Origin of the sequence: Pseudoxanthomonas sp. LjRoot143, assembly GCF_964252945.1 — a bacterium.
Lineage (GTDB): Bacteria > Pseudomonadota > Gammaproteobacteria > Xanthomonadales > Xanthomonadaceae > Pseudoxanthomonas_A.
The window spans coordinates 2558275-2580972 of record NZ_CAXUPM020000001.1 but is presented as its reverse complement, the minus strand read 5'-3'; the positions used below and the strand labels follow the sequence as shown (position 1 = coordinate 2580972).

Genomic DNA, 22698 nt, shown 5'->3' with positions numbered 1-22698 from the left:
ACGGAGCCGAGGCCGATCAGGTCTTGTAGTTCTTCGCGCGGTTGATGCCCAGCGCGATCAGCGTGCCCAGCGCGCCGGACAGCAGGTAGGCGCCCAGCCACGACAGGCCGAAGTTGGCGCACAGGCCCAGTGCGACCAGCGGCGCGAAGCCGGCGCCGATCAGCCACGCCAGGTCGGAGGTCAGCGCTGCGCCGGTGTAGCGGTAGCGGCGGCCGAAGTTGGCGGTGACCGCGCCCGCGGCCTGGCCGTACGACAGGCCGAGCAGGGCGAAGCCGATCAGGATGAAGGCGCCTTGTCCGACCGGACCGCCTTCCATCAGCGTGGGCGCGAAGCCGCTGAACATCGCGATGCCGACGGCCAGGCCGCCGAGCGTGCGCGCACGGCCGACACGGTCGGCGATCAGGCCCGACACCACGATGGCACCGGCGGCGATGAACGCGCCAAGGATCTGCACCAGCAGGAAGCTGACGACCGACTGCTGCGAATACAGCAGGATCCACGACAGCGGGAAGATGGTGACGATGTGGAACAGCGCGTAGCTGGCGAGCGCGGCGAACGCGCCGATCACCACGTGGCGGCCCTTGGCCTGGAACAGCTCGCGGATCGGCGTGGGTTCCAGTTCCAGCTCGCCCATCTTGTCCTGGTATTCGTCGGCTACCACGATGCGCAGGCGCGCAAACAGCGCCACCACGTTGATGGCGAAGGCGACGAAGAACGGATAGCGCCAGCCCCAGGTCAGCAGGTCGGCTTCTTCCAGGCTGGCGTACAGGAAGGCGAACACGCCGGCGGCGACGATGAAGCCCACCGGTGCACCCAGCTGGCCCAGCATGGCGTACCAGCCACGGCGCTCCTTCGGTGCATTCAGCGCGAGTAGCGACGGCAGGCCGTCCCACGAACCGCCCAGCGCCAGGCCCTGCAGCACGCGCAGGATGGCCAGCAGCACGATCGAGACCACGCCCAGCGAGCCGTAGCCCGGCAGGAACGCGATACCCGCCGTGGCGGTGCCCAGCAGGAACAGCGACACGGTCAGCTTGAGCCCGCGGCCCCAGCGCGACTGGATCTTCATGAACAGCATGGTGCCGAACGGACGCGCGACGAACGCCAGCGCGAACAGCGCGAACGACCACAGCGTGCCTTCCAGGCGATCCACGAACGGGAAGAACACCGACGGGAAGATCAGCGCCGAGGCGATGCCGAAGACGAAGAAGTCGAAGTATTCGGACGCGCGCCCGATCACCACGCCGACGGCGATCTCGCCCGGGGCGACATCGGCATGGGCCTTGGTGCCATGGTCGTGGGTGGAAGTCGTGGGGCTGATGGACGCCATGGGAACGGGGCTGCCGGGTCGGACCAGGGGAAAGGTACGCCCATAGGGTCGCAGACCGCACCCGCCGTCGCGATAGGACAAAACGTCCAATACTCCGCGCGGGGCCGGCCGACTACATTGATCCAGATCAATCTGTAAGCCCCACGCCCATGTCCCTCATGCGCAGAGCCCTGCAGGCCGCCGTGGCGATCTCCGCCGCCGCCGTGCTGTCGGGGTGCAACCTGCAGGTCCTCAATCCCGCCGGCGACATCGCCGCCCGCCAGGGCAACCTGATCCTGGTGGCGACGGCGCTGATGCTGATCGTGATCATCCCGGTGATCGCGCTGACGTTCTGGTTCGCCTGGCGCTATCGCGCGTCGAACACGCAGGCCACCTACAAGCCCGACTGGGACCATTCCACGCAGCTGGAACTGGTCATCTGGGGCGTGCCGCTGCTGATCATCATCGCGCTGGGTGCGGTGACATGGATCGGCACGCACCTGCTGGATCCGTACCGTCCGCTGGGCCGCATCGCCGAAGGGCGACCGGTGCCGGAAGAGGTCAAGCCGCTGGAAGTCCAGGTGGTCGCACTCGACTGGAAGTGGCTGTTCGTCTACCCGGAATACGGCGTCGCATCGGTCAACCAGATGGCCGCGCCGGTCGACCGTCCGATCAGCTTCCGCCTGACCTCGTCGTCGACGATGAACGCGTTCTACGTGCCGGCGCTGGCGGGCATGATCTACACGATGCCGGCGATGGAGACCAAGCTCCACGCGGTGATGAACAAGGAAGGCGATTACGAGGGTTTCTCGTCGCACTACAGCGGCGAAGGCTTCTCGCACATGCGCTTCCGTTTCCATGCGCTGTCCGATGCCGGCTTCGACCGCTGGATCGAAGAAGCTCGCGCCGACGGCAAGGCACTGACCCGCGCCGAGTACCTGCAGCTCGAAGTGCCGAGCTCCCGCGAAGCGGCGCGCCTGTATGCGTCCGTCGATCCGGGCCTGTTCGAGGCGGTGGTCAACCGCTGCGTCGATACCGACCGTCTGTGCATGGACCAGATGATGGCCTATGACGCGATGGGCGGACGTGGCCTGGACAGCACCGACCCGTTGCAGCGGCCGCGTCGCGGCAACCTCGCAAGCGGTCCCTTCGTGCGTTCCGACCTCTGCACGGTCGAGACCGCGCAAGCGGCGGCCCGCGTTTCACCCGTTCCGACCGCTGGCGGCCTGAAAGCGCCCTGACGCGCCCTGCCGCCACACCCCTGGATACACCGGATTCGCCCGATGGCTTTTGATACCAGCAGCGTCACGCACTCTCCGATTACCGGTCGTCTGGCCTGGGACGCGATTCCCATGCTGCACGACCCGATCATCGCCGCGACCTTCATCGGCACCTGCCTCGGTGGCCTCGCGCTGCTTGCGGTGATCACCAGGTACAAGCTGTGGGGCTGGCTGTGGCGCGAGTGGTTCACCAGCATCGACCACAAGAAGATCGGCATCATGTACATGGTGCTGGGCCTGGTGATGCTGCTGCGCGGCTTCGCCGACGCCATCATGATGCGCCTGCACCAGGCGATGGCCTTCGGCGACAACATGGGCTATCTGCCGCCGCACCACTACGACCAGATCTTCACTGCCCACGGCGTGATCATGATCTTCTTCGTGGCCATGCCGCTGGTCACCGGCCTGATGAACTACCTGGTGCCGCTGCAGATCGGCGCGCGCGACGTGGCGTTCCCGTTCCTCAACAACTTCAGTTTCTGGATGACCACCGCCGGTGCAGTGCTGGTCATGCTGTCGCTGTTCCTGGGTGAGTTCTCGACCTCGGGCTGGCTGGCGCTGTCCAACCTCGGCAACCAGGATCCCGGGGTAGGACTCGACTACTACATCTGGGCGCTGCAGATAGCCGGCGTCGGCACCTTGTTATCAGGCGTCAACCTGCTGGTGACCATCCTGAAGATGCGTGCGCCCGGCATGGGCATGATGAAGATGCCGGTGTTCACCTGGACGGCGCTGTGCACCAACGTGCTGATCGTGGTGTCGTTCCCGGTGCTGACCGCCGTGCTCGCGCTGATGACGCTGGACCGGTACGTCGGCACCAACTTCTTCACCACCGACCTTGGCGGCAACGCCATGCTGTACGTCAACCTGATCTGGATCTGGGGCCACCCGGAGGTCTACATCCTGATCCTGCCGCTGTTCGGCGTGTTCTCCGAGATCGTGTCCACGTACTCGGGCAAGCGCCTGTTCGGCTACTCGTCGATGGTCTACGCCACGGTCTGCATCACCGTGCTGTCGTACCTGGTGTGGCTGCACCATTTCTTCACCATGGGCTCGGGCGCCAGCGTCAACTCGTTCTTCGGCATCACCACGATGATCATTTCGATCCCGACGGGCGCGAAGATCTTCAACTGGCTGTTCACCATGTACCGCGGCCGCATCCGCTTCGAAGTGCCGATGCTGTGGACGATGGGCTTCATGGTCACCTTCGTGGTGGGCGGCATGACCGGCGTGCTGCTGGCGGTGCCGCCGGCGGACTTCGTGCTGCACAACAGCCTGTTCCTGGTCGCGCACTTCCATAACGTCATCATCGGCGGCGTGGTGTTCGGCCTGTTCGCGGCGATGACGCACTGGTTCCCGAAGGCCTTCGGCTTCAAGCTCGACGACTTCTGGGGCAAGGTCTCGTTCTGGTTCTGGCTGGCCGGCTACTGGTTCGCGTTCACCCCGCTGTACGTGCTGGGCCTGATGGGCGTGACCCGCCGCATGAGCCACTTCGACGATCCGTCGCTGCAGATCTGGTTCCAGATCGCCGCCTTCGGCGCAGTGCTGGTGGCCATCGGCATCGCCGCGTTCCTGTTCTGCATCTACATCAGCTTCCGCCGCCGCGAGCAGCTGCGCGACCACACCGGCGACCCGTGGCAAGGCCGCACGCTGGAGTGGTCGACGTCCTCGCCGCCGCCGGACTACAACTTTGCCTTCACTCCGGTCGTGCACGACACCGATGCGTGGACGGACATGAAGCAGCGCGGGTTCGAGCGTCCGAAGAGCGGCTTCAAGGCCATCCACATGCCCAGCAACACGGGTGCAGGCGTGATCCTGTCGGTGCTGAGCACGCTGTGCGGCTTCGCGATGATCTGGCATGTCTGGTGGCTGGCGGGCGTATCGCTGCTGGCGACGATCGTCTACGCCATCTGGCACAGCTTCGACCGCAACCGCGACTACTACATCCCCGCCGACGAGGTCGCCAGGACCGAGCAGGCGCGCACTGCGCAGCTGGAGCAGGTCCATGTCTGAGTCCATCGCCCTGAACCGACCCGATGGCTCGCCGGTGTTCCTGGACACCGAGGGCAAGCATCAACCGGAGAACGGCACGCTGCTGGGCTTCTGGATCTACCTGCTCAGCGATCTGATGATCTTCGGCAGCCTGTTCGCCACCTTCGGCGTGTTCTCGGGCAGCTATGCCGCCGGTCCGTCCGGTCGCGACCTGTTCTTCCCGAACCTGCACCTGATGGCGATCAACACCGCGATCCTGCTGGTGTCGTCGATCACCTACGGCTTCGCCATGCTGGCGATGATGAAGCGCAACAGTCGCGCCACGATCGGTTGGCTGCTGGTCACCGGCCTGCTGGGCTTGGGCTTCCTGTCGATCGAGCTCTACGAGTTCCACCACCTGATCCACATCGGCGCGGGCCCGCAGCGCAGCGCGTTCCTGTCGGCGTTCTTCACGCTGGTCGGCACGCATGGCCTGCACGTGCTGTTTGGCGTCATCTGGCTGGTCGTGCTGTGCTTCCAGGTGAAGAAGTGGGGCCTCAACCGCACCACCACGCGCCGCATCGCCTGCCTGTCGATGTTCTGGCATTTCCTGGACGTCGTCTGGATCGGCGTCTTCACCTTCGTCTATCTGATGGGCGTGCAGTGATGAGCCATCCTTCCTCCGATTCCCACCACGACGACGACTTCCTCGAGGACGGCATTCCGCACGTCAGCGTGAAGGAGTACGTGACCGGCTTCGTGCTGTCGGTCATCCTGACTGCGATCCCGTTCTGGCTGGTGATGGGCAAGGTGTTGCCGACGCCCGCCATCACGACGCTGGTGATCCTGGCCTTCGCCATGGTCCAGGTGGTGGTGCACATGGTCTACTTCCTGCACATGAATCCGAAGTCGGAAGGCGGCTGGAACCTGTTCGCGCTGATCTTCACCGCGGTCCTGCTCGTCATCGTGCTGATCGGTACCCTGTGGGTCATGCACAACATGAACACCAACATGATGCCCGGCACGCACGACATGCATCAGATGCAGGAAGCGGCGCAGAGCCTGCCGTGACCGAGCCGGCCGCCGCGACGCCGCTGCATGCGCCGCGCAGGCGGTGGCGGGTCGCGTTCGGCGCGTTGTTGACCGTCGCCTTCTGCGGATTCATCGCGCTGGGGGTCTGGCAGCTGCAGCGGATGGCGTGGAAGCACGACCTGATCGCCCGCGTCGACGCCCGCACCCATGCGAAGGCCGTGGCTGTGCCCTCGCGCGCGCAGTGGCCGGCGATCACCGAGGCGACCGACAGCTATCGGCGTGTCGCGGTGACAGGGCGCTTCGTGCCCGACAGTGAAGCGCGCACGCAGGCGGTCACCGAGCTCGGTGGCGGCTTCTGGGTGCTGCAGCCCCTGCAGACCGATGAAAGCGACTACGTGCTGGTGAACCGGGGGTTCGTACCGATCGGGGGCACCGTCGCGCCAGCGCCGGTAGATCGCGTGGTGGTGGAAGGCCTGCTGCGCATCAGCGAGCCGGAGGGCGGCTTCCTGCGCCACAACGTGCCCGACCAGGATCGCTGGTACTCCCGCGACGTCGCCGCCATCGCGCGGAAGCAGGAATTGCCTGTCGGGCGGGTTGCGCCGTTCTTCATCGATGCCGACCGCGACCAGGCCTCCCGGGACTGGCCACTCGGCGGCATGACGGTGGTGAAGTTCCGCGATTCGCACCTGTCCTATGCGCTGACCTGGTTCGGCATGGCCGTGCTGACGCTGCTGGCGGGCGGTTATCTAGTCGCGTCGGAGCGCCGATTGCGCCATGATCGGCGCCGGAAAGGCACGCACCCCGATCATGCACGCACCCACGAGCCAGGATGAGGTTGCCGCCAGCGCACGCAGGATCTTTGCGGTGAGCAGCTCCCGCGACCGCGCAGGCGTTCGCAACATGCAGCAGCTGATCCAGCTGCGCTGGATCGCGGTGGTGGGGCAGGTGGCCACCATCCTTGTCGTGCAGTACGGCCTGGACATCGCCCTGCCGCTGGGCCTGATGTGCGGCGTGCTGGCCGCACTCGCCGTCTTCAACCTGGTCAGCCACCTGTGGTGGCGACGCAGCGAGCAGGTGTCGAGCGTCGCATTGCTGATCGGCCTGCTGGTCGACGTGGCCTCGCTGACGATCCAGTTGTACCTGTCCGGCGGCATCACCAATCCGTTCGTCTTCCTCTACCTGCTGCAGGTCGTGCTGGGCACCGTGCTGCTGCGTGCACCGCTGAGCTGGGTGATCGCGGCGGCGGCGGCGGTGTGCGTGACCGGGCTGACGCTGGTGCGCACGCCGCTCGAACTGACGGTGGAGCCCGCGCGCGGGCTGGCCGACCACTACGTGCAGGGGCTGCTGATCTGCTTCCTGCTGATCGCGAGCCTGCTGGTGGTCTTCATCACCCGCATCGGCCGCATCCTGCGCGAGCGCGATGCACGCCTGGCGGAGCTGCGCCAGCGTGCGGCGGAAGAAGACCACATCGTCCGCATGGGCCTGCTGGCCTCGGGTGCGGCGCACGAACTGGGCACGCCGCTATCCACGCTCTCGGTGATCCTCGGTGACTGGCAGCACCTGCCAACGATGGCGTCCGATGGCGAGCTGCACAACGACGTGCTGGAGATGCAGGCGCAGGTGGCGCGCTGCAAATCGATCGTCACCAACATCCTGCTCGCGGCCGGTGGGCCGCGCGCCGAGGCGCCGACCGAAACCACGTTGCACGCGATGCTCGACGACCTGGCGGACGAATGGCGCGACGCGCGCAACCCGCCGTCGTTCCGTTACAGCAACCGGTGCGACGTGGATCCGGACATCGTCTCCGACGTCGGCCTGCGACAGATGGTCTTCAACGTGCTGGACAATGCATTGGAATCGTCACCGCACTGGGTGGCGATGGACGCGCGCTGCGATGGCGACATGCTGGTGATCGAGATCAGCGACGCGGGCACGGGCTTCGTGGCGGACGTCCTGCAGCGGGTGGGCACGCCCTATAACACCAGCAAGGGCCGGCCGGGCGGTGGCCTGGGGCTGTTCCTCTCGGTGAACGTCGCGCGTACGCTGGGTGGCAGCCTGACGGCGAAGAACCGGCCGCAGGGTGGTGCCATCGTCACGCTGGCGCTGCCGCTGGCGGCCATCGCGATCGAGGAGGGCGACGATGATGATGAGCAAGACTGATCGCCGGTTGCTGATCGTCGAGGACGACGCTGCATTCGCGCGCACGCTGGTCCGCTCGTTCGAACGCCGCGGTTACCAGGTGCGTCATCTCGCGGGCGAAGACGGCATGCCGGCGTTGCTGGAGGAATTCGCCCCGACCCACGCCGTCGTCGACCTCAAGCTCGCCGCCGGTGCATCCGGCCTGTCCAGCGTGAAGCACCTGCACGCGTTCGATCCGGAGATGGTCATCATCGTGCTGACCGGCTACGCGAGCATCGCGACCGCGGTGGAAGCCATCAAGCTCGGCGCCCGCCACTACCTGGCCAAGCCGTCCAATACCGACGACATCGAGGCCGCCTTCCAGCGCGCCACCGGCGACACCGACGTCGAGCTGACCGAGCGCACCACCTCCATCAAGACGCTGGAGTGGGAGCACATCCACGAGGCGCTGGCCGCCAGCGACTTCAACATCTCCGAAGCCGCCCGCCGCTTGGGTCTGCACCGGCGCACGCTGGCGCGCAAGCTCGAGAAGCGTCGGGTCAAGTAGCGCCACGTTTCTGTCTGTCCCCACGCTCGTTCCGCGGGCGGTCCGTGCCATCGGCACCGTCGGCCGTCTGCGTCCGCGGCCAGCCCGACGGTCAGAGTGACTACTGGCACATTCGCTATATCAAAGTTCGTAATAGCATCCTCTCCAACCTAGCGGGGGTCCCGCAGAGGGGGAGCGATGAACGAGCCCGACATCCACCTGAAGAAGTTCCAGAAAGAGCTCAGTGCCGGCACCGTGTCGCTGGCGCTGCTGGCGGTCCTGGCCCGCGCCGGCGAGCCGCTGTACGGCTACCTGATCGCCAAGCAGCTGGAGCGCGTCGGCGACGGCGTCCTCAGCGGCAAGCAGAGCGCGCTGTACCCGGTACTGCGCAATCTGGAGGGCGGCGGGCTGCTGGACAGCTTCGTCGAACCGTCCGTCGCCGGACCGCCGCGCCGCTACTACCGCATCACCGAGGCAGGGCGGCAGACCCTGCAATCCTGGGCCGCCGCCTGGCGTGCCACCCGTGATTCCGTCGATTCCGTGCTTGAGGGGATTCCTGCATGAACACCACCACCGCCCCGGGCAGCCGCCTGCCCACCTCCATCCCCGAATACCTGGATCAGCTGCGCGCCGCCCTGCTGGGCGCCGACAAGGCGATGATCCAGGACGCCGTCTACGACGCCGAGGAATACCTGCGCTCGGAACTGGCGGAGAACCCCGGCAAGTCCGAAGCCGAGGTCATCGCCTCGGTCGCCGGCAGTTACGGCGCGCCGGAGGAAGTGGCCGACATCTACCGCGAAACCGAAGTCACCGTCGCCAAGGCACTGCGTCCGCCCGTGCCGCCGAAGCGCAAGTCGCTGCTCGGCCGGTTCTTCGGCGTCGCCGCCGATCCGCGTACGTACGGTGCGCTGTTCTACATGCTGCTGTCGCTGGCGACCGGTACGTTCTACTTCACCTGGGTCGTGACCGGCGCCAGCCTGTCGGCCGGCCTGCTGATCCTGATCATCGGCATTCCGCTGCTGCTGCTGTTCCTGATGTCGGTGCGCATGCTGTCGCTGGTCGAAGGGCGGGTGGTCGAAGTGCTGCTCGGCGAACGCATGCCGCGTCGTCCGCTGTACACGCAGCGCGACAAGCCGTGGATGACGCGCCTGAAGGAACTGTTCACCGATGGTCGCACCTGGACCGCGATGCTGTACCTGCTGCTGCTGCATCCGCTGGGCATCCTGTACTTCTCCGTCGCCATCACGCTGCTGGCGCTGTCACTGGGGCTGATCGCCGCACCTGTGGCGTTCTTCCTGCCCTACGGCTACGTGATGAATTTCGGCGACTGGAACCTCGTCATCGAGGCGCCCTGGCTGCTGCCGCTGGCGTCGGTGGTCGGCATCGTCCTGCTGTTCGCCACGCTGCATCTGGCGCGCGTGGTCGGCCTGTTCCACGGCTGGCTGGCCAAGCACCTGCTGGTGCGTATGCCGGTGGTATGAGGTCAGGTGTGGGAGCGACGTCAGTCGCGAACGAAAAGGCCGCCTGTGAGGGCGGCCTTTTCATTGCGCCGGTGAGCACGCGGCGGTGCAGGTAAAGCATCGCGACTGACGTCGCTCCCACATGAGGGACTGCGTCAGCCCGCGTACTTGGCGATGAAGTCGCGTACCTGCGGATAGACCTGCTCGCGCCAGCGGCGACCGCTGAAGATGCCGTAGTGGCCGGCACCCTCGACGGTCAGGTGCCTGTGGTGCGCCTTCGCGATGCCGGTGCACAGGTCGTGCGCGGCGGCGGTCTGGCCCTGGCCGGAGATGTCGTCGAGTTCGCCCTCGATGCTCATCAACGCGGTCTTCTTGATCGCCGCAGGCGTCACCAGCTCGCCGTTGACCTTCCACTTGCCGCGCGGCAACAGGAACTCCTGGAACACGGTGCGGATGGTGTCCAGGTAATACTCCGCCGGCATGTCGAGCACGGCGTTGTACTCGTCGTAGAATTTGCGGTGTGATTCGGCGTCCTGCTGGTCGCCCTTCACCAGATCGGCGTAGAAATCCCAGTGCGACATGAAGTGACGACTGGGGTTCATCGCGATGAAGCCGGCGTGCTGCAGGAAGCCGGGATACACGCGGCGGCCTTCGCCCGGGTAGGGCGTCGGCACCGTGTGGATGACGTTGTTCTCGAACCACGACAGCGGATTGCGCGTGGCCAGGCTGTTCACTTCGGTGGGGCTGCGGCGGGCGTCGATCGGGCCGCCCATCATCACCAGCGAACGCGGCGTGGCTTCGCCGCGCGCCGCCATCAGCGAGACGGCGGCCAGCACCGGCACGGTCGGCTGGCAGACGCTGATCACGTGCAGGTTGTCCGCGCCGATGTGGCGGATGAACTCTTCGACGTAGCCGACGTAATCGTCGAGGCTGAAAGCGCCTTCGCCCTCCGGCACCATGCGCGCATCCACCCAGTCGGTCACGTAGACCTTGTGGTCGCGCAGCAGGGTGCGCACGGTGTCGCGCAGCAGGGTGGCATGGTGGCCCGACAGCGGCGCGACCACCAGCACGGTGGGATCATCCTTCAATGCCGTGATGGTGCCGGCATCGTCGGTATAGCGCTTGAAGCGCAACAGGCGGCAGAACGGCTTCTTGACGATCTCCTGCTCGACCACCGGCACGGTGCGGCCTTCGACCTCGACCTCATGGATCTCCCACGCCGGCTTCTCGTAATCCTTGCCGATGCGGTAGATCAGTTCGTTGCCGGCGGCGATGCGCTCGGCACCCGGCACGTTGGACAGCCAACTGGTGGGCGCGGAGAAGATGCGCGCGTTCGCTTCGGCCATGTAGGCCAGCGGCGCCATCCATGCGCGTCCAAGTTCGTGCAGTTGGTACAAGGTCATGGCGGTCCTGAATCCCACTTTTGGTGCGCGGTGCTGCGCCGCAGCATACCGGAAAGCCGGGGTCACCGCGCGTAGCCTGTTCAGGTTATCGGCCGATAGTCCGCCGCCTCCAGTACGGCGACGTCGCCCGCCAAACGCGGACCCAGCCAGCAGTGGTTGCCGATGGACTGGAAGCCCTCGCCGTTGAAGGCCTGCCGATACCACGCCGCCTTGCGGGGCTGGAAGCCGTCGTGGTCACCCTCGAACTCGTCTTCCTTCGCGAACGTCTCCAGGAACGCCACGCCGCCGCACAGTTCAGCCAGCCCGGGCAGACCGCGCTTCAGCTCGCGCGTCGGCACGTAGTGCAGCACGTCCGAGCACACCAGCAGGTCGGCGGGCTCGCAGGGGCGCAGGTACTCGAAATCCTCGAAGCGCGCGTAGTGCAGGTTGCGCGTGCGGCCGAAGCGGCGGACGGCATACTCGCTGGCATCGAAGCCGAGGTACTGCAGCTTCGGCCGCAGCTTCAGCAGCGGTGCGCGCCACGCGCCTTCGCCGCAGCCGATGTCCAGCACGGTGCGGATCGGACGCTCCAGGTGGTATTCGGCCACCGCGACCGCCAGCGCCACCTTGCGCGCGAGGCGCGGGGCGCCGCCGATGTCGCCGTCGCGGTACCAGCGCTGGAAGTAGTCGGCGTCGTACTGCTTGGTCATGCGTGTGTCCGGCGTGCGGAAAGGCGGGAAGCTTACGCGATGCGGCGCGCTATCCTATGCGCCGCACGCCATCCTGCGCAGCCAGACGGAGCCAGCCGCATGTACCTGTGGGTCAAGACCTTCCATCTCGTCTTCGTCATCGCCTGGATGGCGACGGTGTTCTACCTGCCGCGCATCCTGGTCAACCTGGCCGAGACGACAGGGCAGGCCGATGTGCAGGCACGGCTGCTGCTGATGGGTCGCCGGCTGTACGGCTTCGGCCACAGCATGTTCGGGATCGCGGTGATCCTCGGCGGCGTGCTGTGGTTCCACTTCGGGATCAGCGGTGGCTGGCTGCACGCCAAGCTGACGCTGGTCGCGCTTATCCTGGCGCACTTCATCGTCACCGGCCGCTGGCTGAAGGGCGCGGCGAAGGGCAAGTCGCTGCCTTCGCCGACGGCACTGAAGTGGTTCAACGAACTGCCGCTGTTCGCGTTGATCGCGGTGGTGTGGCTGGTGCTGGCGAAGCCGTTCTGAAGCCGGTCCGTTAGCGCGGGGGCACCCCGGCGCGTTGCGACGCGTTTCCCATCGCGGCGCTTCCTTTCGGTCGGGGCGCGGTGCTGGCGAAGCCGTTCTGAAGCAGACCCGTCAGCGCGAGAACGCCGATGACAACGACGACGCGCGAAGGGCGAGGCGTCAGCTCGCGCGTTCTTCCCTGCGCGTAGTTGCAGCGTCCATCGACTCGTACTGCAGGACAACCTGCAGACGTGCTGTTGTTGTCATGCGTCTGAAGGCGGCGAGCAGGCGACGTTCGAGTTCGTCGTAGACCAACTCTCCCTCTACGGCGGGAGCCTCTTGCTCATTGTCCGCATGGTTGATGACGCCGCGCCCCGTGGCCAGCCACTCGATATTGACGTGAGTGAGTTCAGCGAGCTTGACCAGTCTCGCGGACGCGGGAACCACGCCATCGGCGCATTCCCAGTTGGCGACGGCGCTGCGGGTGACGCCGAGATGCAGGGCGAGGGCTTCCTGCGAGAGTCGTGCACGTTGGCGCGCGATCCGGATGCGCATCGAGAGTTTCATCAAAATCCATGAAGTGCGTGGTGCGCCTGCAACGCTACGCGCAACCCCTGCTGTGATTCAAGTCACATCGAGAAGGGTGCCAGCAATACTGGCGCGGATCTGTTCAATCTGGCTGGCGGTCGGAGGCAAGTGATTGATTCGACGAGCGACGAAAAGTGTGATTGCCAGTGGTGCTGACGCGCGTTGAGGCGGAGCCGATTGATGTGCGCAACGTCATTGCGACAGGATCGCCCCAAGCGTCGAGGAAAGGCCGTGCATCCAGTCAGATGAGCGGCCGAGTGACTTGATGAGCCGCACACAAGGACGATCCATTGCGATGACGGAATCGCTGTTCCGCCCCGAAGTCATGCAGGCCAAGCGCGGTAGCTGGCTGGGCGGCATCTCGTTGGCCCAGCCGCTCCGTCTCTGGGTGTTGACGACGGCGGCCGTGGTCGCGGCGACAGTGATCATCCTGTTCGTGACGCTGGCGACCTATACGCGGCGCTCCACGGTGACCGGGCAGTTGGTGCCCACCAAGGGGCTCGCCACGGTGTTGTCGCCGGCAACCGGGGTGCTGACCCAGGTGGATGTCGGCGAGGGCGGGCATGTGAAGGCGGGCGGCGCGCTGGCGTTGGTGACCGTGCCGCGAGCGACCGCAGGCGGCGCCGATACCCAGGTGGTGCTGGAACAGCGATTGCGCGAGAAGCAGGACGGGTTGCGGTCGCTGCAGCAAGCACAGCAGGAGCAGTTGCAGGCGCAGTTACAAGGCGTGTCGATGCAGTGGGCGGTGGCGCAGCGTGAGTTGGCGCAGATCGAATCCGAAGTCGCCACCCGCCAGGATCAGATCCGGATCGCCCACGAAACGCTGGAGCGCCTGCGCAAGCTTGAGGGGGGGCAGTTCGTCAGCGTGCTGCAGATCAAGCAGCAGGAGGCGACGGTGCTGGAGTACACCGGGCAGATGCAGGCGCTACAGCGCCAGGCGATCGGGACGCGCAGGTTGATCGCGCAGTTGCAACAGGCCAGGCAGGAGACGCCTGGACAGTTGCAGGCCAGCGAAGCGGATTACCGGCGGGAACTGGCCCAGTTGGAGCAGGAGCGCGTGCAGACGCAAGCCAGCGGGGCGCTGGTGGTCAAGGCGCCAGTCGCCGGAGTGGTCGCCGCGCAGGTGGTCAAGCCGGGGCAGGCAGTGCAGGCGGGCCAACCGTTGATGACGCTGCTGCCGGGCGATGGTCGGCTCGAAGCGGAGCTGCTGGTGCCCAGCCGGGCGATCGGCTTTATCGCGCCCGGGGATCGCGTGCTGCTGCGCTACCAGGCGTTCCCGTACCAGAAGTTCGGCCATCAGGAAGGGCGCGTCGCGGCGATCAGCCGCAGTGCGTTGAGTCCGGGAGAGCTGGGCGCACTGGTCGGCAACGCGGAGCGAGGGGAGCCGCTCTATCGGGTGACGGTGTCGCTGGCGCGACAGGCGATTACCGCGTATGGGAGGCCCGAAGCATTGAAGCCGGGAATGCTGGTGGATGCGGATGTGCTGGGTGAGCAGCGGACGCTGATCGAATGGATATTCGAGCCGCTGTATTCGCTGGGCGGAAAGGTGGCCAGCAGTTGATTCGATGCGAGGCAATGAAATTGCCCGGACTGATTCCGGCCCCATGGCGCGGGGAGCGCGCCAAACTCAACAGGAGAAGCACCATGCGTGGATTGAATGCGGCGGAACTGGATCTGGTCAATGGCGGTAGCGACGCGCCTTATCCCGGTCCGAGCCGCGAAGAAGTGGAACGCCAGATCGAGCAGTTTCTGGAGATGCTCGAAGAGCGGGAACGTCAACGGGCGATTCGTGGTTTCTGATCGCTCGATCCGTCGGGCATGGCTGAGCGTGCTCGGGTGGTTGCTCGCGGTGGCACCGGCGCTGGCGGAAGAATCGTCGGTGCCGCTCTACTCACGGGAGGAAGCCCTAGCGCTGGCCCTTGAGCCGCGATCGCGGATGCTGGATGACACAACGTGCGAGCACATCGAGGGCCACAGCGCAGGCGGCAGAGAACTGCGTCCCGGCGCCCGTGCCGTGCTGTTCCGAAGGGAAACGCCCAACGCTCCCTTTATGCGAGTGGTGGCCCGACGGGATGGCGTTTCCATCGCGCGGTTCCAGGCAACGGCAGGCGAAGTGATTGTTTCGCGCGGTATCTACCACGTACCAGGATCGCGGAAGCCTCATTACACGGCGCCGACGTTTTCCACCTGTGTGGCAGGCAACGTTCAGGTCGGGGAAGCCTTGCCGGTAGCGGATGAATAGACGCGTCACGTGCCGTCTTCGCGAAGGACGTCTTCTCCGTATGCATGCGAAGCCCGTGGGGCGACGACGGCCCGGTGGACGGGCACGGGGTGTTGAGACACAAAGATTCGTTCTTCCGGAGTGTCCGGGCCCGGCCGCAGGGTGTGCTGCGGCAAATCAAAAGGAGATGGAAAATGCGGGAGATGTCCGATAGCGAAATCGAACTGAGCAGCGGCGGTGAAATCAACACAGGCGGCGAATTGGCGGCCGGCATCATCATGGCGGCGGGAGCGGGCATGGTGGGAGCGCTGCTGGGTGCCGCAGGCGGTCCTGTGGGCATGGCGGCAGGCGCCATGACGGGTGCGCGGCTTGGTTTCATGTTCGTGGACAAGGTCGCCACCAAGTAACCGAATCACGTCAATCGACAACTGAGTCAGGAGGATCTGACGTCATGAGAACCATCGATAGTGAAGAACTGGAGAACGTATCGGGCGGCATCCCGCCGGTTATCATCGCGGCGGGTGCGGTGGTCGGTGCCGCGCACCTGGGCTGGATGATAGGGTCCGCCATCCACCGGACCTATGGCGACAAGATACAAGCCGCCATCGAGAAAGTAGTCGGGTGATCATGATCCCCTGAATGATGAATTCAGGGGATTTAACGTCTCGGATCCATATGAAGAAAATTCTGCACGTGTCTGCGTTGCTGTGCTTCCTACTTGCGTTCGTCCTGTACGTTGCGTACGACCGCTCCGGAGTGACGTATGTCTTTGTCTCGGGCTTGATTCTGGAAGTCGTCGCTTGGTCGCTAGGTCTCTTCGACAAGAAGTCGGGCCGTGGAAAGTAAGCTTGTCAGGATAGGTTTCCGCCACGCATCGCCCACTGCATCGATATCACATCGGACAGTGGCATGAGGCCGATCATGCAGTCCGAGGCCGCCGAGTGCGGTCTGGCGGCATTGGCCATGGTGGCGCGCGCCAACGGCGTGCCGATCGGACTGTCGGAGCTCCGTCGCCGCTTCCCGCTGTCCCTCAAGGGCGCCAAGCTCAGTCAGTTGATCCTGATCGCTCAGCAGCTCGGTCTTCCCACACGACCGCTCAGGCTCGATATAGAGGACTTGGACAAACTCAAGCTGCCCTGCATCCTGCATTGGGATCTCAACCATTTCGTGGTGCTGGCGAAGGTAGGCAAGTCTAGGGTCACGATCCTTGATCCGGCCAAAGGCGAGCGCAAGCTTTCACTGTCCGAGGTCTCCGATCACTTTACCGGCGTGGCGCTCGAACTGACGCCCACGGCCGAGTTCAAGCCGCAAAAGGCAGCGCCTGCGGTAACCGCACGACAACTGACCGGGCCCATCCGTGGCCTGTGGCGCGCGTTGGCGCAGATCCTGCTGCTGTCCGTGGCGTTGCAGGTGTTCGTGGTGCTGGCGCCGTTCTACATGCAGTGGGTGGTGGACCAAGTGCTGGTCTCCGCCGATCGCGACCTGCTGACGGTCCTGGGACTGGGCTTCGGACTGGCGTTGGTCTTGCAGATCGGCATCGGCCTGCTGCGCGGCTGGTCCGTCGTCTACCTGTCGTCGCGACTGGGCCTGCAATGGATGGGCAACGTGTTCGCCCACCTGCTCAAACTGCCGCTGGACTACTTCGAGAAGCGGCATCTCGGCGACATCACCTCGCGTATGTCGTCGGTGCAGGCCATCCAGCGCACGCTGACCACCAGTTTCGTCGAGGCCATCATCGATGGCCTGATGGCCGTGGTTACCCTGGGATTGATGCTGTTCTACAGCTGGAAGCTCGCGCTGGTGACGTTGCTGGCCGTCATCCTGTACCTGGGTATCCGTGCCATCGCCTACGGGCCTGTGCGAGATCGTACCGAGCAGCAGCTGGTGGCGGGTGCCAAACAGCAGACGCACCTGCTGGAGTCCCTGCGCGGCATGCAGAGCCTGAAAGTCGCGGGAGAGGAGTCGCAGCGCCGCAGCACCTACGACAACCTGATGCACGACACCGTCAACCAGGAGGTTCGGCTGGCGCGGATGGGGCTTGGGTTCAACAGCGCCAGCCAACTCGTCTTCGGCATCGAACGCATCGCGGTGATCTGGATCGGCGCGGCATTGGCCCTGCAGAACGTATTCTCGGTGGGCATGCTGATCGCCTACCTGGCCTACAAGGACCAGTTTGCGGGCCGCATGGCGGCCTTGATCGACAAGTGGATCGAGTTCCGCATGCTGCGCCTTCATGGCGAGCGACTGGCGGACATCGTGTTGACCGAGCCGGAAGATCATTCGGGCCGGCACGAGGCATTGCCACCCGCAGATACCCGCATCGTGGTCGAGAACCTGTCGTTCCGCTACGGCGACGGTGAGCCATGGGTACTGAAGGACTGCCGTTTCACCGTCGAGCCTGGCGAGTCCGTCGCCATCGTCGGTGCTTCCGGTTGCGGCAAGACCACCTTGGTCAAACTGTTGCTGGGGCTGCTGCCGCCGAGTGAGGGTGTCATCCGCATCGGTGGCCATGACCTGCACAGGATCGGCCCCAGGAATGTCCGCGCCATCGTCGGCGCGGTGATGCAGGACGACCAGTTGTTTGCCGGCAGCATGGCCGACAACATCAGCTTCTTCGACCCGGAGATGGACCAGGCGCGCATCGAGTCCGCCGCCCGCCTGGCGGCGGTCCACGACGAGATCGCTGCCATGCCGATGGGGTACCACAGCCTGATCGGCGACATGGGAAGTTCACTGTCCGGCGGGCAGAAGCAGCGCGTGATCCTGGCGCGCGCGCTGTATCGCAACCCCAGGCTACTGTTCCTCGACGAGGCGACCAGCCACCTGGATGTGATGAAGGAGCGGCTGGTCAACGATGCGGTCAAGGCCCTGAGCCTGACCAAGGTCATCGTCGCCCATCGCCCCGAGACCATCGCCAGTGCTGATCGCGTGTTGGTGATGGAGGGGGGGCAGATCGTGCAGGAGATCAGGCCGCACGCGGCGGCCGAGGCCGTGCCGGCCTGACGCCTGCCCTGTAGGAGCACCGCCAGGGCGCGATGCTCTTTCCCGGAATGGGGGGAAAGGAGCATCGCGGGCATGGCCCGCTCCTACAGAAACGCTACTGATCCCAGCGGGATCACTTCTTCTCGAAATCCCGCGGCTTGGGCAGTTCCACCGGCACGCCGTTCGCATCACACGTGCCTGCGGCGCACAGGCGGGCGCGCAACGCGGGTGTCGCCTGTACGACGAAGTGGTAGATCGTGTTCTGCTCGACGGTGCCGCGCACCGCGTCGCTGCCCGGGCCGATGGCCCAGATGCCGACATCCTCGCCGCCGTGCGATTCGGACTTCAGCGGCACCAGCGCTTCCTGCAGGTAGTCGGGATGCTCGGTGTCGACATGGCTCAGGTCCGGGCGGCCTTCCGACGGTTCGACGCTGCTGGGCGCATGCAGGAAATGCTTCGGGCCTGCGGGCTGACGGTTGCTTGCGCCGGTGTAGCCGGGACCGTTGGCGTAGGTGAGCGTGGTGAAGGTCTGGCCATTCTGGTCGCGGGCGAGATCGCCCGGCGTGTCGTCTTCGCCGCCCTGACCACGGACCTTGCCGAGGATGGGGTTGCCGCGCACCGGGTAGCCGACGAAGTTGAGCGTGTGCGAGTGATCGGCGGTGACCAGGATCAGCGTGTCGTCGCGCGAGGTCGCATCCACTGCCGCCTGCACGGCGTCCGACATCGCGACCGTCTCGTCGAGGGCGCGGTAGGCGTTGCCGTAGTGGTTGGCGTGGTCGATGCGCGCGCCTTCCACCAGCAGCACGAAGCCTTCCTTGTTGTGCGACAGGTTGCGGATGGCGACGCGCGTCAGTTCGGCCAGCGACGGCTCGCCCTGGGCGTCCTTGCGGCGATCGTGCTCGAACTGCATGTGGTCGTATTCGAACAGGCCGAGCAGCTGCGGCGCACCGGCCGCGGCCTCAAGCTGCTGCGTGTTCCACACATAGGCGCCCTGCGGATGCGCCTGCTGCCATTCGGCAACGAGGTTGCGGCCGTCGAGGCGCTGGCCGACCTTGTCGTCCTCTTCGGGATCACGCACGTCGATGGGCAGGAATTCGCCGCGACCGCCACCCAGCGCGACGGTGGGGCCATGGCCGAAACGCGCTGCGGTCAGCAGCTGCTGCGCGATGTCCTTGCAGCCCGCCTCGATGGCTTCCGGCGGCAGGTCGGTATCGTTTTCCCAGTCGCGATGCGAGACATGCGCGTAGGTGGCGGCCGGCGTCGCGTGGGTGATGCGTGCGGTGGTGACGATGCCGGTAGCGAGCCCTGCGCTGTCGGCGAGCGTCAGCCAGCTGAGCAGGTCCTTGCTGCCGTCGGGCGTGCATTCGCCCTTGCGGCCGGCGGATACGCCGATGGCGCCCATATGGGTCTTCACGCCAGTGGCGACGGCGGTCATCGTGCCGGCGGAGTCGGGCGTCTGCGAATCGGTGTTGTAGGTCTTGCTGAAGGCGGTATGCGGGAAGCGCTCCCAGCTCAGCAGGTTCTCCTCGCCCGGCGTGCCCTTGCGCTGGCCTTCGAAGATGCGCGCGGCGGCCACCGTCGTCAGGCTCATGCCGTCGCCGAGGAACACGATGACGTTCTTCGCGCGACCCTGCATCGCACCGTTGGCGGCGGCCTTCGCCGCACCATTCCGATACCACCACTGCGGTGTTTCACCCTGCGGGTGCGCGACCGGCGGGACGTCGACGTGGAGCGCGGAAGCCGGGGAGGGCGAGGTGCTGGCGCAACCGGCCAGTGCAGTGAGCAGGGTCATGCCGACGAGCGGCGAAACGAAAGAACGCAAGGGCATGGCAAACGGGGGGAATGATGGACGCGCCATTATGACGCCGGCGCAGTGTCCTGTTCATGACACCCGGCATTCCGCGTGAAGGCTCGCTGCACGAGGGGCCTTGGGCTAAGGTGTCGCGTCCGCTTATGTGAGTCGTCTGGATGAAGCTGGTCTCGGCCTGGTTGAAGATCCCGTTCTGGCAGCGCGTCGTCGCCGGCTTCGTGCTGGGTGCGCTGGCGGGCTGGCTGATGGGAGCGGACGCGGAAGTCTGGCTCAAGCCGCTCGGAGATCTCTACGTCACACTGATCAAGATGATCGCGGTGCCGCTGGTGTTCTTCGCGGTGATCAACGCCGTGTCCAGCCTGCACGGGCAGAAGTCGGTGGCCGCGCTCGGTGGACGCACCTTCATGTGGTTCGCCATCACGGCTGCGCTCGCGGTCTGCGTGGGCCTGGCGGTGGGCTGGATCGTGCAGCCCGGCAAGGGAATCACGGGCTTGATGACCGCGCCCGACTATCAGGTTCGCGAAGTCCCCACGCCCGTGCAGGTGTTGCTGGATATTGTGCCGGCCAATCCGTTCAAAGCGCTGACCGACGGCAAGATCCTGCAGGTGATCTTCTTCGCCGGCCTGCTCGGCTTCGCGCTGGTCAAGCTGGGCGAGCGCAGCGCGGGCTTGCGCAAGCTGGCCGGTGAGGCCAGCGACACCATGGTGCAGGTCACGCGCTTCGTGCTGGAGATGACCCCGATCGGGACCTTCGGCCTGATCGGCAGCCTGGTCGGCACGTATGGATTCGAAAAGTTGCTGCCGCTGGGTAGCTACATCGGCGCGCTATACGTCGCCTGCGCACTGCACATCGTCGTGGTCTACGGCAGCCTGCTGCTGGCGCATGGCCTGAACCCGTGGAAGTTCTTCCGCGGCGCCGCGCCCGGCATGCAGGTGGCGTTCGCCAGTTCGTCCAGTTTCGCGTCGATGCCGGTGGCGCTGCGCAGCGTCACCCACAACCTGGGCGTGGACAAGGATTACGCCGCGTTCGCCGTCCCGCTCGGCGCGAGCATCAAGATGGATGGCTGCGGGGCGATCTATCCCGCACTGACCTCGGTGTTCGTGGCTCAGTATTTCGGCCTGGACCTGTCGGTCAACCAGTACTTCCTGATCCTGCTGGCCTCGGTGCTGGGCAGCTTCGGCACGGCCGGCGTGCCGGGCACGGCGACGGTGATGGTCACCGTGGTGCTGACCGCGGCCAACCTGCCGCTGGAGGGCATCGGCCTGCTGGTGGCGATCGACCGCATCCTCGACATGATGCGCACGATGACCAACGTCACCGGCCAGATGCTGGTGCCCGTCCTGGTGGCGAAGGAAACCGGCCTGCTGGACCGCGAGGTCTATGAGCGTGCGTCCAGCAACGTGGGTCTCGCGGATGAAACCGCTCCGTCGCCATGAGTGACGCCGCGACGATCGAACTGGTCGCCTCGTTTCCCGACGCAACGACCTATCGCCGTCTCCGCATCGAGACCGGCCTGTCACCCAAGTCGCCCGAAGCCGCCGCGCGCGGCCTGGCGAACACGCTGTACGGCGTCAGCCTGGTGAAGGCGGGCGAGGTCATCGGCATGGGACGGGTGGTCGGCGACAACGGCACGGTGTTCGTCGTCGTGGACATCGCCGTGCAACGGGAGCACCAGGGCCAGGGACTGGGCAGGCGCATCATGGCGGCGCTCGATGCCTGGCTGCGCGCCAACGCGCCGCCCTCGGCCTACGTCATGCTGGTTGCGGACGGAGGAGCGAAGCACCTCTATGCGCAGTTCGGTTTTGCCGACACGGCGCCCGCGTCGATCGGCATGGCCTATGTCGCGCGCGGACCCGGCGCCGACCGCTAGGCGCTGGCCTCGCGCGTGCCGCGCGACACCCACCAGGCGAACACCGCCGCGGTGACGAACATCAGCAGGCTGTAGACCGCCGCCGGTACCGAGACGGTCGGGTTCTGCAGCACGTTGAGCGCGATGAAGATCGCCAGCGTGCCGTTGTGGATGCCGATCTCCATCGCGATGGCGATGGCCTGCTTCTTCGGCAGCCGCAACGCCAACGGTGCGGCGTAGCCGAAGCCCATGCTGGCGAGGTTGAACAGCAGGCAGGCCAGGCCGACGATGGCGAAGTAGCTGGTCAGCGTCTTCCACTCCTGCGCGACTGCGGCCACCACCAGCAGGGCGAGCACCAGCACGGAGAGCAGGCGGATCGGCTTCTCGGCCCGCGCGGCGAAGCCGGGCGCCTTCGCGCGCAGCAGCATGCCGATGGCCACGGGCAACAGGATGATCGCGGCGACCTCGACCACTTTCTTGGTCGGTGGTGGGACGTACTGGCCGGCGCCGAGGAAATACTCCAGCGACAGGTTGAGGATCACCGGCAGCGTCAGCAGGCACAGCAGACTGTTGATCGCGGTGAGCGTGATGTTCAGGGCCACGTCGCCGCGGGCGAGGTGGCTGTAGATGTTGGCGGTGGCGCCGCCAGGTGAGGCGGCCAGCAGCATCAGGCCCACGGCGAGTTCGGCGGGCAGGCCGAATCCGATCGCCAGGCCGAACGCCACCCATGGCAACACCAGCGTCTGCAGCACGAGGCCGATCAGGACGGCGCGCGGATAGCGTGCGACGCGACGGAAATCCTCCAGCGTCAGTCCCAGTCCCAGCCCGAGCATGATGATGCCCAGGGCCAACGGGAGCAGCAGATTGGTCAACAGTGAAGCCTGCATCGCGTACGACTCCCCTTCGGCGCAACGGTCAGGTGATGCGCGAAGATCGACGCGCCCCCG

At 65.8% G+C, this 22698-nt stretch carries 24 protein-coding genes; 18 read left to right on the top strand and 6 right to left on the bottom strand.

The window, feature by feature from the left end; all coding sequences use genetic code 11:
• Nucleotides 1–16: 16 nt before the first annotated feature.
• A complete protein-coding gene (locus tag ACSQ1W_RS12520; RefSeq protein ID WP_192272124.1) occupies nucleotides 17–1327 on the bottom strand; it encodes an MFS transporter in 1311 nt (436 codons plus the stop codon).
• Between the two features lie 158 nt (nucleotides 1328–1485).
• On the opposite strand from ACSQ1W_RS12520, the gene cyoA reads away from it, so the two are divergent.
• From cyoA to ACSQ1W_RS12475, 9 genes are all read left to right on the top strand, one after another.
• A complete protein-coding gene (gene cyoA / locus ACSQ1W_RS12515; protein ID WP_436043907.1) occupies nucleotides 1486–2547 on the top strand; it encodes a ubiquinol oxidase subunit II in 1062 nt (353 codons plus the stop codon).
• 42 nt (nucleotides 2548–2589) lie between these two features.
• On the top strand, nucleotides 2590–4599 hold the full coding sequence (cyoB, locus tag ACSQ1W_RS12510) for a cytochrome o ubiquinol oxidase subunit I (protein ID WP_436043905.1): 2010 nt from the start codon (nucleotides 2590–2592) through the stop codon (nucleotides 4597–4599).
• Nucleotides 4592–5224, top strand: coding sequence for a cytochrome o ubiquinol oxidase subunit III (gene cyoC / locus ACSQ1W_RS12505; protein WP_436043903.1), 633 nt, complete (start codon nucleotides 4592–4594; stop codon nucleotides 5222–5224). Before cyoB ends, cyoC begins: the two co-directional genes overlap by 8 nt.
• A complete protein-coding gene (gene cyoD / locus ACSQ1W_RS12500; RefSeq protein ID WP_436043901.1) occupies nucleotides 5224–5628 on the top strand; it encodes a cytochrome o ubiquinol oxidase subunit IV in 405 nt (134 codons plus the stop codon). Before cyoC ends, cyoD begins: the two co-directional genes overlap by 1 nt.
• Nucleotides 5625–6422, top strand: a complete 798-nt coding sequence (locus ACSQ1W_RS12495) for an SURF1 family protein (protein ID WP_436043899.1) — start codon at nucleotides 5625–5627, stop codon at nucleotides 6420–6422. Before cyoD ends, ACSQ1W_RS12495 begins: the two co-directional genes overlap by 4 nt.
• Nucleotides 6423–6453: 31 nt before the next feature.
• Nucleotides 6454–7749 (top strand): ATP-binding protein, encoded by a 1296-nt coding sequence (locus tag ACSQ1W_RS12490; protein ID WP_436043897.1) that lies wholly within the window; start codon nucleotides 6454–6456, stop codon nucleotides 7747–7749.
• Entirely contained in the window at nucleotides 7736–8275 is a 540-nt protein-coding gene (locus tag ACSQ1W_RS12485) for a response regulator transcription factor (RefSeq protein WP_192272112.1), read from the top strand. Before ACSQ1W_RS12490 ends, ACSQ1W_RS12485 begins: the two co-directional genes overlap by 14 nt.
• A 177-nt stretch (nucleotides 8276–8452) precedes the next feature.
• Nucleotides 8453–8818, top strand: a complete 366-nt coding sequence (locus ACSQ1W_RS12480) for a PadR family transcriptional regulator (protein ID WP_062355736.1) — start codon at nucleotides 8453–8455, stop codon at nucleotides 8816–8818.
• The gene (locus tag ACSQ1W_RS12475; protein ID WP_436043895.1) at nucleotides 8815–9735 is read left to right on the top strand and encodes a sensor domain-containing protein; all 921 of its coding nucleotides are present in this window, start codon (nucleotides 8815–8817) and stop codon (nucleotides 9733–9735) included. The genes ACSQ1W_RS12480 and ACSQ1W_RS12475 overlap by 4 nt, the downstream gene beginning before the upstream one ends.
• Before the next feature lie 134 nt (nucleotides 9736–9869).
• On the opposite strand, the gene ACSQ1W_RS12470 is transcribed toward ACSQ1W_RS12475, so the two are convergent.
• Nucleotides 9870–11117: a polyhydroxyalkanoate depolymerase gene (locus ACSQ1W_RS12470; protein WP_436043893.1), complete on the bottom strand. Its 1248-nt coding sequence runs from the start codon at nucleotides 11115–11117 to the stop codon at nucleotides 9870–9872.
• 80 nt (nucleotides 11118–11197) lie between these two features.
• Complete coding sequence (locus tag ACSQ1W_RS12465; RefSeq protein WP_436043891.1) at nucleotides 11198–11806, bottom strand: class I SAM-dependent DNA methyltransferase; 609 nt, start codon at nucleotides 11804–11806, stop codon at nucleotides 11198–11200.
• A gap of 99 nt (nucleotides 11807–11905) precedes the next feature.
• Here ACSQ1W_RS12465 and ACSQ1W_RS12460 point away from each other — a divergent pair, with 99 nt between their 5' ends.
• Complete coding sequence (locus ACSQ1W_RS12460) at nucleotides 11906–12322, top strand: CopD family protein (RefSeq protein ID WP_436043890.1); 417 nt, start codon at nucleotides 11906–11908, stop codon at nucleotides 12320–12322.
• A gap of 159 nt (nucleotides 12323–12481) precedes the next feature.
• Here ACSQ1W_RS12460 and ACSQ1W_RS12455 read toward each other — a convergent pair whose 3' ends face one another.
• A complete protein-coding gene (locus ACSQ1W_RS12455; RefSeq protein ID WP_436043889.1) occupies nucleotides 12482–12868 on the bottom strand; it encodes a helix-turn-helix domain-containing protein in 387 nt (128 codons plus the stop codon).
• Nucleotides 12869–13154: 286 nt separating this feature from the next.
• Between ACSQ1W_RS12455 and ACSQ1W_RS12450 the strand changes: the two genes are divergently transcribed.
• From ACSQ1W_RS12450 to ACSQ1W_RS12425, 6 genes are all read left to right on the top strand, one after another.
• On the top strand, nucleotides 13155–14450 hold the full coding sequence (locus tag ACSQ1W_RS12450; RefSeq protein WP_436043887.1) for an HlyD family secretion protein: 1296 nt from the start codon (nucleotides 13155–13157) through the stop codon (nucleotides 14448–14450).
• An 83-nt stretch (nucleotides 14451–14533) separates the two neighbouring features.
• Nucleotides 14534–14689 (top strand): hypothetical protein, encoded by a 156-nt coding sequence (locus tag ACSQ1W_RS12445; RefSeq protein ID WP_436043885.1) that lies wholly within the window; start codon nucleotides 14534–14536, stop codon nucleotides 14687–14689.
• A complete protein-coding gene (locus tag ACSQ1W_RS12440) occupies nucleotides 14679–15131 on the top strand; it encodes a hypothetical protein (protein WP_436043883.1) in 453 nt (150 codons plus the stop codon). The genes ACSQ1W_RS12445 and ACSQ1W_RS12440 overlap by 11 nt, the downstream gene beginning before the upstream one ends.
• A 173-nt stretch (nucleotides 15132–15304) precedes the next feature.
• Nucleotides 15305–15517, top strand: coding sequence for a hypothetical protein (locus tag ACSQ1W_RS12435; RefSeq protein WP_436043881.1), 213 nt, complete (start codon nucleotides 15305–15307; stop codon nucleotides 15515–15517).
• Nucleotides 15518–15561: 44 nt separating this feature from the next.
• The gene (locus tag ACSQ1W_RS12430) at nucleotides 15562–15735 is read left to right on the top strand and encodes a class IIb bacteriocin, lactobin A/cerein 7B family (RefSeq protein ID WP_436043880.1); all 174 of its coding nucleotides are present in this window, start codon (nucleotides 15562–15564) and stop codon (nucleotides 15733–15735) included.
• A gap of 284 nt (nucleotides 15736–16019) precedes the next feature.
• On the top strand, nucleotides 16020–18113 hold the full coding sequence (locus tag ACSQ1W_RS12425; RefSeq protein WP_436043878.1) for a peptidase domain-containing ABC transporter: 2094 nt from the start codon (nucleotides 16020–16022) through the stop codon (nucleotides 18111–18113).
• Nucleotides 18114–18225: 112 nt separating this feature from the next.
• Here the strand turns inward: ACSQ1W_RS12425 and ACSQ1W_RS12420 are convergent, their stop codons facing one another.
• The gene (locus ACSQ1W_RS12420; protein WP_436043876.1) at nucleotides 18226–19884 is read right to left on the bottom strand and encodes an alkaline phosphatase; all 1659 of its coding nucleotides are present in this window, start codon (nucleotides 19882–19884) and stop codon (nucleotides 18226–18228) included.
• Between the two features lie 176 nt (nucleotides 19885–20060).
• Here ACSQ1W_RS12420 and ACSQ1W_RS12415 point away from each other — a divergent pair, with 176 nt between their 5' ends.
• Together ACSQ1W_RS12415 and ACSQ1W_RS12410 are read left to right on the top strand one after the other, a co-directional pair.
• On the top strand, nucleotides 20061–21338 hold the full coding sequence (locus tag ACSQ1W_RS12415) for a dicarboxylate/amino acid:cation symporter (protein WP_436043874.1): 1278 nt from the start codon (nucleotides 20061–20063) through the stop codon (nucleotides 21336–21338).
• Complete coding sequence (locus ACSQ1W_RS12410) at nucleotides 21335–21772, top strand: GNAT family N-acetyltransferase (protein ID WP_436043872.1); 438 nt, start codon at nucleotides 21335–21337, stop codon at nucleotides 21770–21772. Before ACSQ1W_RS12415 ends, ACSQ1W_RS12410 begins: the two co-directional genes overlap by 4 nt.
• Here ACSQ1W_RS12410 and ACSQ1W_RS12405 read toward each other — a convergent pair.
• Complete coding sequence (locus tag ACSQ1W_RS12405) at nucleotides 21769–22638, bottom strand: bile acid:sodium symporter family protein (protein ID WP_436043870.1); 870 nt, start codon at nucleotides 22636–22638, stop codon at nucleotides 21769–21771. The two genes, ACSQ1W_RS12410 and ACSQ1W_RS12405, sit on opposite strands and share 4 nt — an antisense overlap.
• Nucleotides 22639–22698 lie beyond the last annotated feature (60 nt).